The 12,211-nt window shown below is 71.5% G+C and carries 8 protein-coding genes; 2 read left to right on the top strand and 6 right to left on the bottom strand.

What is annotated here, in order from left to right; all coding sequences use genetic code 11:
* A partial coding sequence (locus IO36_RS23495) for a carboxyl transferase domain-containing protein (protein WP_280923747.1) occupies positions 1 to 282 on the bottom strand: 282 nt, incomplete at its 3' end.
* Between the two features lie 500 nt (positions 283 to 782).
* Between IO36_RS23495 and IO36_RS23490 the strand changes: the two genes are divergently transcribed.
* Positions 783 to 1,412 (top strand): YceI family protein, encoded by a 630-nt coding sequence (locus tag IO36_RS23490; protein WP_037622692.1) that lies wholly within the window; start codon positions 783 to 785, stop codon positions 1,410 to 1,412.
* A gap of 258 nt (positions 1,413 to 1,670) precedes the next feature.
* On the opposite strand, the gene IO36_RS23485 is transcribed toward IO36_RS23490, so the two are convergent.
* Together IO36_RS23485 and IO36_RS23480 are read right to left on the bottom strand one after the other, a co-directional pair.
* Positions 1,671 to 3,032, bottom strand: a complete 1,362-nt coding sequence (locus IO36_RS23485) for a hypothetical protein (protein ID WP_037622690.1) — start codon at positions 3,030 to 3,032, stop codon at positions 1,671 to 1,673.
* A gap of 260 nt (positions 3,033 to 3,292) precedes the next feature.
* Positions 3,293 to 6,334 (bottom strand): glycoside hydrolase family 3 protein, encoded by a 3,042-nt coding sequence (locus IO36_RS23480; protein WP_037622688.1) that lies wholly within the window; start codon positions 6,332 to 6,334, stop codon positions 3,293 to 3,295.
* A gap of 289 nt (positions 6,335 to 6,623) precedes the next feature.
* Between IO36_RS23480 and IO36_RS23475 the strand changes: the two genes are divergently transcribed.
* Complete coding sequence (locus IO36_RS23475) at positions 6,624 to 8,486, top strand: ricin-type beta-trefoil lectin domain protein (protein ID WP_037622687.1); 1,863 nt, start codon at positions 6,624 to 6,626, stop codon at positions 8,484 to 8,486.
* Positions 8,487 to 8,586: 100 nt separating this feature from the next.
* On the opposite strand, the gene cimA is transcribed toward IO36_RS23475, so the two are convergent.
* The 3 genes from cimA to IO36_RS23460 all read right to left on the bottom strand — a co-directional run bounded on the left by cimA (position 8,587) and on the right by IO36_RS23460 (position 12,207).
* Positions 8,587 to 10,191, bottom strand: a complete 1,605-nt coding sequence (cimA, locus tag IO36_RS23470; RefSeq protein WP_037622686.1) for a citramalate synthase — start codon at positions 10,189 to 10,191, stop codon at positions 8,587 to 8,589.
* 372 nt (positions 10,192 to 10,563) lie between these two features.
* Positions 10,564 to 11,154: a TetR/AcrR family transcriptional regulator gene (locus IO36_RS23465; RefSeq protein WP_037622684.1), complete on the bottom strand. Its 591-nt coding sequence runs from the start codon at positions 11,152 to 11,154 to the stop codon at positions 10,564 to 10,566.
* Between the two features lie 15 nt (positions 11,155 to 11,169).
* The gene (locus tag IO36_RS23460) at positions 11,170 to 12,207 is read right to left on the bottom strand and encodes an agmatine deiminase family protein (RefSeq protein WP_037622682.1); all 1,038 of its coding nucleotides are present in this window, start codon (positions 12,205 to 12,207) and stop codon (positions 11,170 to 11,172) included.
* Between the last annotated feature and the right edge of the window lie 4 nt (positions 12,208 to 12,211).

The raw sequence follows: 12,211 nt of genomic DNA, 5'->3' as shown, positions 1-12,211 counted from the left end.
ACCGTCCGTGTACGGCTTCTTGGCCTCCAGGCCGAAGCCGGTCGCCCGGTGCCGGCGCAGCTGCTCGACCTCGCTGAACGAGCCCGCGTCCAGCAGCAGCTCGATACGCTCCCGGGCGGTCAGCTTGCCCTTGGCGTGCTGCGCCTCGGTCGCCTTCTCGCTCGGCCCGGCCAGCGCCTCCGCACGGATGGCGTGCAGCTCCGCCACGCGGCCACGCGCGTCGGTCGGTTCGCCGGTGGGGATCGTGGTGCTGGCGGTGTCGGCCTCGTCCAAAACGGTCATGTAGCGACCATACGAAGTCCGCCAAGGAAAGAGGCCCGTCGACTCTGCACAGTCTCCGGACCGTTTTCCTGGCGCCCCTGAACAGAACCACCATCACATGCAGGCGATCCGACTGCCCGGAGGGGTTCGGCCTTGTGGGGGTCTCACAAACGGTTCCGCCGAGTGCCGTTCGGCATTCAAGCACGGCCCATGCCGTCACCGGGGTGACGCGACCCCCGTTCGGCGGTTCGCGCCGCGTCCGAGCGCCGGTTCGGCGGCCGGTCCGCGCTTCCTGTTGGAGCGACTCCACGGGGGTACCCGGTGCCGGTGTCCGACGTCCGGGCCGCCCGGCGAAGGCCCGCCCAGGACGACCCGGCGTCACGGCACGCGCACACTCCGGATGCTGTTGAAAGTTGAACGGAATAGGTCTACGGTTGCCCGTGTTGACCTCGTTGAACATTCAACAGAATGACGCCGTGGCTCCCCCCGGAACCGCGGCCCGTCCCCCCAAGGAGCATCTGATGGGCATCTTCGGCCGCAAGACCACCGACACCGCCGAGAACACCTCCGCCGTCGCCACGGCCACCGCCGGCGCCGTCAGCCCGGACCTGGCCGCCCTGACCGGCGACTACACGATCGACCCGGCCCACTCGACGATCGGCTTCGTCGCCCGGCACGCGATGGTGACCAACGTCAAGGGCTCGTTCAAGGACTTCGAGGGCACGCTGCGCCTGGACGGCACCGACCCGGCCCGGTCGACGGCTTCCCTGGACATCAAGATGGACAGCATCGACACCGGTTCCGCCGACCGTGACGGTCACCTCAAGAGCGCCGACTTCTTCAAGACCGACGAGTTCCCGGCGATGACCTTCCGCTCCACCAAGGCGGAGGCGCTCGGCGGTGACGACTACCGGATCACCGGCGACCTGGAGATCCTCGGCACCACCAAGCAGATCAGCATCGACCTGGAGTTCAACGGCGCCGCCAAGGACCCGTTCGGCAACGAGCGCGTGGGCTTCGAGGGCAAGGCCGAGATCCTGCGCTCCGAGTGGGGCCTCACCTGGAACGCCGCCCTGGAGACCGGTGGCGTCCTCGTCTCCGACAAGATCAAGCTGAACTTCGACATCTCGGCGATCCGGAACGCCGGCTGAGCCACGGGCCCAGGCCCCCGCTTCGACGCACGCTTTCCCTCGGCGCCGAGCTCCCCGCACAGGGGCGCTCGGCGCCGCCGTGTGCGCGGGGCGCGAGGGCCGTACGCACGGGGCGTCGCCGGGTCCGGATGCCTGGGGAGCCCGGGATGCATGGGGCGCCCGGAGTGCCTGGGGCGCCCGGGATGCCACGGGGAGCCCGGAGTGCTCCCCGTCCGCCCCACGCCCCACTCGCTCCGCTCCCTCCCTCGGCCGCGCGTCTCAGAAGCCGCCGCCGAAGTCGCCGCCGCCCCCGCCGCCGAAGTCCCCTCCTCCCCCGCCGTCGCCGAAACCGCCGCCGAAGTCGCCGGGGTCGAAGTCGGCTCCGGAGACGTCCCCGCCGTCGTAGCCGCCGCCGAAGTCGCCGTAGCCGGTGCCGTACGCGGCCCCGTACCCGGGGCTCGACATCATGCTGCCGAGCACGGTCCCGACGAGCAGGCCCGGCAGCACGCCGCCGCCGAAGTAGCCGCCCGCCCAGGGCCCGTACGCCGGACCGGCGTCCCAGTACGGGCGGCGGCCGTTCGGGGTCTCCACCTCGCGCACGGCCGGTTCCTCACCGCCGGTGAGACGCATCCAGTCCGCCTTGCAGACCGGGACCTCGCGGGGCGCGCCCCCGGCGGGCGTCCAGGCCGCGTCGGCGACGGACGGCCCGTGCCGGGGGTCGAAGAAGCAGGGCGCCCGGCGTTCGGGCACGGGCCGCCCCTCGCGGCGCGCGGCGAGGACCGCGAGGGAGAAGCGGCCGCCCTCCAGGGACTCGGTGACGGCGCGCACGTCCTCGGGTCTGCGCGCCCCGGCCATGAGCGACTTCGCCTGTTCGTAGGCGTCCAGCGCGCGTTCGTAGTCCGCGCGCATCGCGTCGTCGGCGCCGGCCTCGGCGGGATGGAAGTCGAGCCGGTCCAGTTCCTCGCCGAAGGCGGTGATGTCCTCGTCCACGACCACGCGGAGCCGCTCCAGCGCCGCCCGCTGTTCCTCCTCGTCGCGGCGACGGTTGCGCCGCACGACCACGTAGGCGCCCGCTCCGCCCACCACGGCCACCGCGCCGACCGCGATCAGCGCTCCCGTGGGCACGCCGCCGCTGTCCATGCCGCCTCCCCAGCTCGCGGGGGCCGAGCCGTGGATGTTGGCGAGCGCCCGGTCGGTGAACTCGTTCAGCTGGGTGTTCGCGTCCGAGACGCCCTGCACACTGGCGACGAGGTTCTGTACGGCCGTGCGGGACATCACGGCGGAATCGGCCCGGGCGTCGAAGCGGTCGCCGAGGCGGATCGCGTAGAGGCCGGTGATCCCGGTGTCGGTGCGCAGGTTCCGGAAGAGGTCCTGGGTGGGGAAGTCCGCGGGAAGGACCGCGACGAAGACCGGCTTGTCCGCCTTCTCGATCTTGGTGGAGAGCGCGTCGGCCTCCGCGCCGGAGAGCTGGCCGGAGGCGGCCGGGTCCACGTAGACGGGCCCCTCGCGCAGGGCCGCCGCGACCGTGGAGACGTCGGTGGCGGCTTCTGCCCGGGGCGCGGGGAGCCACATCGTCGCCAGGGCCGCGAGTATCAGCGCGGCCAGCAGGCCCGGAAGTCCTCGGGTGCGTGCGGCCCTCATGCCTTGAAGCTACCCGAACCGGGGCGAAAGAGGACACCGGTACGGCGGCTCGCCGGCGGGCGGGCACCGGCACCTCGCCCGGCGGCCACGGACCGTCCGCGCCGCCGGAACCGCGGGAACCGTCCGCGCCGCCGGAACCGCGGGAGCCGCTCATGCCACCGGTATCACCGGATCCACCGGAAACGGCGCGGGCCGGCCGGGGCTGGAACCCAGCCCCGGCCGGCCCTACCGTCCGCCCCCCTCCCCGGGAAGCGGCTCCCTCACGCCGCGCGGTACGCCTTCGTCAGTTCGGCCACCGCCTTCGCGTAGTGGCCGGTCAGCAGAAGGTGGTCCGCGTTCGCGAAGTGCCCCGCGTTCGCCGCGCCGAGCGACGGGCCGATCTTCTGCTGGACGAGCAGGCGGGCCCTGGTGACGATCCTGCGGGCGTCACGGTCGGCCCCGGCCCGTTCCGCCGCCGCGGCCACCAGGGCCATCTGGTGCAGCGTGGCCTCGCCGCCCCTCGGCGTCTTCGTCAGCGTGGTGAGACCCCATCCGTACGGGAACTGCGGGTCGTAGGAGGAGTCACCGACGTTGATCGGCAGCTGGTCCGCGGACTTCGGCCAGGTCACCGGGAGCTGCCCGGTGAAGGCGCGCCTTCCGTAGAGGACGTCGGCGACGCCGTCCCCCTCGGTGCCCGGCAGCCAGGAGGCCACCAGGGCGTCGATGGCGCCGAGCCGGTCGCCGATGAGCTGCGGGCGGCCCGAGACGACCAGCACCGCGCACTTCATGGCCGCGCACACCTTGTCCACGGCCGCCTTGTCCGCCGTGGTCAGCTCCAGGTCGTTGCCGTTGCCGACGTCGCCCACGCCCTCCGCGTACGGGGTCTCGCCGACGACGACCACGCCGACGTCGTAGCCCGAGGTGGGGGCCGAGGCGTCCTTGGAGTAGGTGACGTTCCCGCCGGCGTTCCGCATGCCCTGGAGGATCGTCGTGCCCCCGGGGACCGGGCCGGACTGTCCTTGCCAGGTGAGGGTCCAGCCGCCGGACTGGTTGCCGAGGTCGTCGGCGTTCGAACCGGCGACGTACACCTTCTGGGACTTCTTCAGCGGCAGTACGCCGTTCGCGTTCTTCAGCAGGACCTGGGACTCGGCGGCGGCCTGCCGTGCCACGGCCCGGTGCGCGGACGAGCCGATCCGCGAGGCGCCGCTCGTGTCCGCGTAGGGCTTCTCGAAGAGGCCGAGCCGGAACTTCTGGGTGAGGATGCGCGCCACGGCGTCGTCGATCCGCTTGGTGGTGACCCGGCCCGCCTTCACCTCGTCCGTGAGCGTCGCCCGGAAGTCCTTGTAGGAGTACGGCACCATCATCATGTCCACGCCCGCGTTGACCGAGGTGCGCACGTGCGCCGCGTAGTCGCCGGGGAGCTGGTCGATGGCGTTCCAGTCGCTGATGACGAAGCCGTCGAAGCCCATCCTGCCCTTGAGCACGCCGTTGATCATGTCGGCGCGGGCGTGCATCTTCACCGGGCCCTGGCCGTCACCGACGATGTCGAGCGAGGAGTACGACGGCATGACCGAGCCGACGCCCCGGTCGACCGCGGTCGTGAACGGGGCCAGGTGGACGGCCTCCAGTTCCTTGCGGGTGACCTTGGTGACGCCCTGGTCGAGGGTGTACGAACCCGTCGTGGACGTGCCGTAGCCGGTGCCGCCGTCGCCGACGAAGTGCTTGGCGGTGGCGAGGACCTTGTCGTCGTCCTTCAGGTCCTTGCCGCTGCGGGCGCCCTGCAGGCCCTGGACGACCGTCTCCATGGACTGGACGAGCGCCGGGTCCTCGCCGAAGGACTCGTAGGAACGGCCCCAGCGTTCGTCGCGCGAGACGCACAGGCAGGGGGCGAAGTCCCAGGGGATGCCGGTGGCGCGGACCTCGGCCGCGGTCACCGCGCCCGTCCGCTCCGCGAGGGCCGGGTCGCGGGTGGCGCCGATGCCGATGTTGTGGGGCATGACCGTCGCGCCGGCCAGGTTGTTGTGGCCGTGCACGGCGTCCACGCCGTAGATCAGCGGGATCTGCAGCCGGGTGGCCCGGGTCCGCAGCTGGTAGCCGTCGATCATCTTCGCCCAGGCCGCGGGGGTGTTGGGGGTCGGCGTGGAGCCGCCTCCGGAGAGCAGCGACCCGAGGTCGTAGGCGGCGATGTCGCCGCCGGTGCCGATCGCGCCGCGCTCGGCCTGGGTCATCTGCCCGGTCTTCTCCTCCAGGGACATCCGGGAGAGAAGGTCGGCGACCCGCTTCTTCACGGGCAGCTTCGGGTCCAGGTACGGGAGTCCGTGGGCGTCGATCACGACCTGCGGGGTCTCGGCGGGGGCCTTGGCGCCGGTGACCGTGAGCTTGAGCGGGATCGTCTCGGCGTCCTCGGCGGAGCGGTCGCGCAGGGTCGGGACCCTGACGACGCGGCTGGTGCCGGACACCGTGCCCGCCGGGAAGGTGACCTCGCCGTGGACCGGGGTGTAGTCCCGGCCGGCGGTGGCGGTGCCGCCCGCGCTCTCGTAGGCGACGGTCACGGGTTCGTCGATGGGGGCGGAGCCGGTGGTGGCGACGGTGACCTTCACGGCGGCCGTGGCGCCCTCGCGGACCGGGTAGACCGCGGAGTCGGTGGTGACGGAGGCCCGCAGGGACTGGTCGGCCTTGCCGTACAGCTCGACGTCGTCCATGGCGAACTGCCCCGCGACGCCGACCGGCAGGGTGAGGGCGTAGCCCCACATCTGCGTCAGGCCGAGGACGTGGTCGATGCCGCCGACGGGCTGGTAGTCCGTGCGGTAGACGAAGTCGGCGAAGGGGATCTCGATCTGCTTCCAGCCGGTGAAGTCGTCGGTGAAGGACGTCGTCCACAGCTCGGACGCCTCGCCGTTCGCCCCGCCGTCCTTGATCTCGAAGGAGATCTTCTTGGCCGTGTCGCGGCCGTCCCACCAGAAACGGATGCCCTTGTGCGCGGACCAGTCGTGGCCCGGCCGGTCGGCCGCGAAGTCGTGGGTGAAGCCGCCGTAGCCGCTGATGTCGTAGTCACCGGTGAGGACCTTGGCGCCCTCGGGGGCGTCGGACCGCGCGGTCAGGGCGAGCTTCGGCGGGTCGTCGCTGTCGCCGCCCCAGGTGAAGAGTCCCTCGGCCGGCTGGCTCGCGAAGGGCACCTCGCCCTCGAAGCGGTCGACCGGCACCGGCGCCGGTTCATCGGCCGCGGCCGCTCCCGCCGAGGCGAGCGGCAGCAGTCCGGCGATCAGCGCGGCACCGGCCAGCAGAGCGGTTCTTCGTACGGAGTTCCGATCGAGCCCGGTCAATGGGGTTCCCCTCGACTCTCACGTGGTTCGGACGACGTGCTTCCCGACGATGACGTGCCGCTCTGTTCCCTCGCTCGTCTCACGACTTAGATCACGGCGTGAGTTAACTGGCGTCCCGGCAACCCGTCAAGACTTCACGCCAGAACCGGTACACACTCAACTCACGGCCGGATCAGTGCAGTTGTTCCTTCAAAGTCTGAACGCGCACCCCCTTGACGCGGGTCCGCAGCCGTCATTTACTCACGCCTCGCACGCCTCCCAACCCCCACCTTCGAAAGGGCGGCGCTCCATGAGGAGATCCACTCGGGCGGCCCGGCTGATCGTCGCCGGGCTGCTGGCCACCGCGGGATTCACGGCGGCCGCGCCCGCTCACGCGGCGGGCGAACAGGTCACGGCCTACCTCACGACCACGGACGACGACGGCGGGCGTCATGTCGTGCGCGGGCTCCAGGCGCAGGCCCCGTTCGCCTTCCAGTCGGGCACCGGCGGCAGCGGCGAGAACATCACCGTCGACGAGAACACCCGGTACCAGACCTTCACCGGCGGCGGCGCGTCCTTCACCGACACCGCGGCCTGGCTGATGAACAGCAGCGGCGCCCTGTCACAGGGCACCCGCGACGCGACGATGCGCAAGCTGTTCTCGCCGACGGACGGGATCGGGCTGTCCTTCCTGCGCAACCCCATGGGCGCATCGGACCTCGCCCGCTACGGCTACACCTACGACGACGTGCCGGCCGGGCAGAGCGACCCGAACCTCGCGCAGTTCTCCATCGGGCACGACCTGGCCGACGTGGTGCCGCTCACCAAGCAGGCGCTCCAGCTCAACCCGGCCCTGACCGTGATGGCCTCGCCGTGGACGGCACCGGCCTGGATGAAGGACAGCGGGTCGCTGAACGGCGGCTGGCTGAAGGCGGAGGACTACGGCGCGTACGCCTCGTACTTCGTGAAGTACCTCCAGGCGTACCGGGACCAGGGCGTCCCCGTCTCCTACGTCACCGCCCAGAACGAGCCGACCTGCTGCTCCGGGTACCCCTCGATGAGCTGGAACGCCTCGGGGCTCGCCTACTTCACCAAGAGCGAGCTGCTGCCGAAGCTCCAGGCGGCCGGGCTGTCCACCAAGGTGCTCGCCCACGACTGGAACTGGGACGTGTACGACTCCTACGCGGCGGCCACGGTCGACGACGCGGCGGTCCGCTCGCACCCGAACTTCGGCGGGATCGCCTGGCACGGATACGGCGGCGACATCGCCAAGCAGACGAGCGTGCACAACCAGTACCCGGGCCTCGACGCCTTCGGCACCGAGCACTCGGGCGGCACCTGGATCGCGAACCAGCAGCGCGAGGACATGCTCAACATCGTCGACTACACCCGCAACTGGGCGAAGTCGGTGACCAAGTGGTCGCTCGCCGTGGACCAGAACAAGGGCCCGCACAACGGGGGCTGCGGCACCTGCACCGGACTGATCACCGTGCACAACGGGGACGGCGCGAGCGGGACCGTCGACTACACGGTCGAGTACTACACGATGGGGCACTTGACGAAGTTCGTCCGGCCCGGGGCGCAGCGGATCGCCTCCACGGCGTCCTCCGCCGTCCCGAACGTCGCCTGGCGCAACCCGGACGGGTCGAAGGCGCTGATCGCCTACAACGACGGTTCCGCGGCGAAGACGGTCACGATCGACTGGGGCGGCCAGCACGCCACGTACTCGCTGCCCGGCAAGACGTCGGCGACCTTCACCTGGTCCGGCACGCAGTCGGGCGGGGGCGGCCAGAGCGGGGCGCTCGTCGGACTGGCCGGCAAGTGCCTGGACGTGGCGGGCGCGTCGAGCGCCAACGGCACCGCGGTGCAGCTCTACGACTGCAACGGCACCACGGCGCAGCGGTGGACCGTGGCGGCCGACGGTTCGGTCCAGGCGCTCGGCAAGTGCCTGGACGTGACCTCTGCGTCGACCGCCGACGGGGCGAAGGTGCAGTTGTACGACTGCAACGGGACCGGTGCGCAACGGTGGTCGTACAACTCTTCGACCGGTGACGTCGTCAACACGGCGGCGAGCAAGTGCCTCGACGTGACCGGCAACGTGTCGGCCAACGGGACCCGGGCGCAGATCTGGTCGTGCACGGGGGCCGCCAACCAGAAGTGGCACCTGCAGTAGGGCGGGGCGTGTCCCGCCCTCGACGGGGGGCGGGACACGAAGCGTGCGGGAACAGCGGTGGCGCCTGCGGCGTCGCCCGGTCACCGCTGCCGAGCGGCCGCTACGCGGCGGGCTCCACCCCGGCGCGCAGCAGGCCGTAGGTGTACGCGTCCTCCAGGGCCTGCCAGGACGCGGCGATGACGTTCTCCGCGACGCCCACCGTGGACCACTCCCCCGTGCCGTCGGAGGTGGAGATGAGGACACGGGTCGTGGACTGCGTGCCGTGCTTGCCCTCCAGGATGCGGACCTTGTAGTCGACCAGCTCCAGCTTGGCGAGCTGGGGGTACAGCGTCTCCAGGGCGACGCGCAGGGCGCGGTCGAGGGCGTTGACGGGGCCGTTGCCCTCGGCGGTGGCGACGATGCGCTCGCCCTTGGCGAAGAGCTTGACCGTGGCCTCGTTGGCGTGGGAGCCGTCGGGGCGGTCCTCGACAATGGCCCTCCAGGACTCGACCTCGAAGTAGGTGCGCTTGCGGCCCTCGGCCTCCTCGCGGAGCAGGAGTTCGAAGGACGCGTCGGCGGCTTCGTAGGTGTAGCCCTTGAGTTCGCGTTCCTTGACGCGCTCGACGACACGGGCGACGAGCTCGCGGTCGTCGCCGAGGTCGACGCCGAGCTCCTTGCCCTTGAGCTCGATGGAGGCGCGGCCGGCCATGTCGGAGACCAGCATCCGCATGGTGTTGCCGACCTGCTCGGGGTCGATGTGCTGGTACAGGTCCGGGTCGACCTTGATGGCGGAGGCGTGCAGGCCCGCCTTGTGCGCGAACGCGGAGACACCCACGTAGGGCTGGTGGGTGGAGGGCGTGAGGTTGACGACCTCGGCGATGGCGTGCGAGATCCGGGTCATCTCCCGCAGCGCTCCCTCGGGGAGCACCTTCTTGCCGTACTTCAGCTCCAGGGCGGCGACGACGGGGAAGAGGTTGGAGTTGCCGACCCGCTCGCCGTAGCCGTTGGCGGTGCACTGGACGTGGGTGGCACCCGCGTCGACGGCGGCGAGGGTGTTGGCGACGGCGCAGCCGGTGTCGTCCTGGGCGTGGATGCCGAGGCGGGCCCCGGTGTCGGCCAGGACGGTGGAGACCACGGCCTGGACCTGGGCGGGGAGCATGCCGCCGTTGGTGTCGCACAGCACCACCACGTCGGCGCCGGCCTCGTGCGCGGCGCGCACGACGGACTTGGCGTAGGCGGGGTTGGCGCGGTAGCCGTCGAAGAAGTGCTCGCAGTCCACGAAGACGCGGCGGCCCTCGGCGACCAGGTGGGAGACGGTGTCGCGGACCATCTCCAGGTTCTCCTCCAGCGTGGTGCGCAGCGCGAGCTCCACGTGCCGGTCGTGGGACTTGGCGACCAGCGTGATCACCGGGGCACCCGAGTCCAGGAGTGCCTTGACCTGGGGGTCCTCCGAGGCCTTGCCGCCGGCCCGGCGGGTCGCGCCGAAGGCCACGAGCTTCGCGTGCCGGAAGTCGATCTCCTGGGTGGCGCGGGCGAAGAACTCGGTGTCGCGGGGGTTGGCGCCGGGCCAGCCGCCCTCGATGAAGCCCACCCCGAAGTCGTCCAGGTGCCGCGCGATGGCCAGCTTGTCCGCGACGGTGAGGTTGATGCCCTCGCGCTGCGCGCCGTCGCGCAGCGTCGTGTCGAAGACGTGGAAGGAATCGTCGACTCCGCTGGTTTCCGTCATGGTCTCAAGGCTCCTGTGTTGAAACTCGGTCTACCGGAATGACCGGCTCCACCGTCCTCCAATGATCCCGCGTGCGCCGCGCTCCCGGCTGAAGGTGGGCCAGAAACGCGAAAAACCCCTCGCGGGTGCGAGAGGTCTGCGCGCGGGTCGAGGACGACGGTGCCGCCCGTACCTGGTCGTACGTGGCGGTCACTGCGGACCGGCGCGCCTGCTGCCAATAATCATGGCGAACGAGAGCACGGGGGCAGTGTGGCACATACCGTCCCGGTGATCACACGGTGTCTCAGGATGCGAGCACTGGGCTACATGATCGGCGGACAGTGGCGGTAGCGGCGTCGCAGCCCTGTTCGGCGAACGCCTCGGCGGCGCCGGTCAGCCGAGCGACGCGTCCAGGAACTCCTTCACCTGGGACAGCACCTGGGCGCGGCTGGTGCCGCGCAGGCCGATGGCCACATGGATGGAGAAGCCGTCCAGCAGGGCGCGCAGCCGGGCGCCGAAGCGGTCCGCGTCCAGCGGACGGAACTCTCCGCGCGAGACACCCTCGGCGAGCAGGGCGACGAGGTCCCGGTGCCAGGCGCCCTCGATGGCGGCCTGCCGTTCGCGGGCGTCGTCGTCCGCGTTCTGGGAGTGGTTCCAGACCTCCAGCCACAGGGTCCAGTGCGGGTCCCGGTGGCCGTCGGGGACGTACAGGTCGACATAGGCGTCCAGGCGCTCGCGGGCGGTGCCCCGGGCGGCGAGCAGCCGGCCGCGTTCGGTGCCGAGGCGGCCCTCGCTCCACTCCAGGGTGCGCAGCAAGAGCTCGTCCTTGGTGCGGAAGTAGTACAGGAGATGGCCGCTGCTCATGCCGACCTCACGGCCGAGCGCCGCCATGGTGAGCTTGTCCAGACCGCGCTCGGCGATCATCTCCATGGCGGCGGCGAGGACCTCCTCGCGCGGCGGCGCGTTCCGGCGCACACCGGCCATCGGGGACTCCCGTCGTCAGACCTTCGGCTGCTGCTGGGTGATGCAGTGGATGCCACCACCGCCCGCGAAGATCGTACGTGCGTCCACCAGCGTCACGGTCCGCCCGGGGAACAGCCGCCGGAAGATGTCCGCGGCGGTCTCGTCGCGCGGGTCGTCGAAGCCGCACAGGACGACGCCGTCGTTGCAGAGGTAGTGGTTGATGTAGGAGTAGTCGGCCCAGTGGCCGTCGGCCTCCAGGACGGTCGGGGCAGGGACCTCGACGACCTCGATGGCACGGCCGCGCGCGTCGGTCTGGGCCCTGAGCAGCCCGATGATCTCCCGGCTGACCTCGTGGTCGGGGTGCGCCGGGTCCTGCTGGGAGTGGGCGACGATCACCCCGGGCCGGGCGAAGGCGGCGACGATGTCGACGTGGCCGAGGGTGCCGAAGCCGTGCGGGGGGTAGTCGCCGGTCAGGCCGCGCGGGAGCCAGATCGCCTTCTCGGTGCCGAGGTGGGCGTGGATCTCCGCCTCGACCTGCTCGCGGGTCCAGCCGGGGTTGCGCTCGGGGCCGAGCTGGACGGTCTCGGTGAGCAGCACGGTGCCCTCGCCGTCGACGTGGATCGCGCCGCCCTCGTTGACCAGCCGGGAGGCGTACGTCTTCGCCCCGGCCAGGCCCGCGACCTCGGCGCCGATCTTGGAGTCGTGCTCCCAGCGGGCCCACTCCTGGGCGCCCCAGCCGTTGAACGTCCAGTCCACGGCGGCGAGTCCGCCCTTCCCGTCGGTGAGGAAGGTGGGCCCGATGTCGCGCATCCAGGCGTCGTCGAGTTCCCGTTCGACGAGGTCGATGCCGGGGCCGAGGAGTTCGGCGGCCGGAGCGGACTGGCCCGGCCCGCACACCACGGTGACGGGTTCGAAGCGGCGGACCGTGCGGGCCACCTCGGCCCAGGCGGCGCGGGAGGCGGCGAGGTCCTCGGGGCTGTCGAAGGTGGGGTTGGGGCCCGGCCACGCCATCCAGGTGCGCTCGTGCGGGGTCCACTCGGCGGGCATGCGGAAGCCGTCGGCGGCAGCAGACATGGGG

The sequence above is a fragment of the Streptomyces aureus genome (assembly GCF_000725495.1).
GTDB classification, from domain to species: Bacteria; Actinomycetota; Actinomycetes; order Streptomycetales; family Streptomycetaceae; genus Streptomyces; species Streptomyces aureus_B.
The sequence above is the reverse complement of the archived record's forward strand: the minus strand, read 5'-3'. Positions and strand labels throughout refer to the sequence as shown.

Excerpts from the sequence above, each read along its gene's own strand:
- IO36_RS23460 (WP_037622682.1), bottom strand. The coding sequence starts at position 12,207 with ATGTCTGCTGCCGCCGACGGCTTCCGCATGCCCGCCGAGTGGACCCCG.
- cimA (WP_037622686.1), bottom strand. The coding sequence starts at position 10,191 with ATGACGGAAACCAGCGGAGTCGACGATTCCTTCCACGTCTTCGACACG.
- IO36_RS23485 (WP_037622690.1), bottom strand. The coding sequence starts at position 3,032 with ATGAGGGCCGCACGCACCCGAGGACTTCCGGGCCTGCTGGCCGCGCTG.
- IO36_RS23465 (WP_037622684.1), bottom strand. The coding sequence starts at position 11,154 with ATGGCCGGTGTGCGCCGGAACGCGCCGCCGCGCGAGGAGGTCCTCGCC.
- IO36_RS23490 (WP_037622692.1), top strand. The coding sequence starts at position 783 with ATGGGCATCTTCGGCCGCAAGACCACCGACACCGCCGAGAACACCTCC.
- IO36_RS23475 (WP_037622687.1), top strand. The coding sequence starts at position 6,624 with ATGAGGAGATCCACTCGGGCGGCCCGGCTGATCGTCGCCGGGCTGCTG.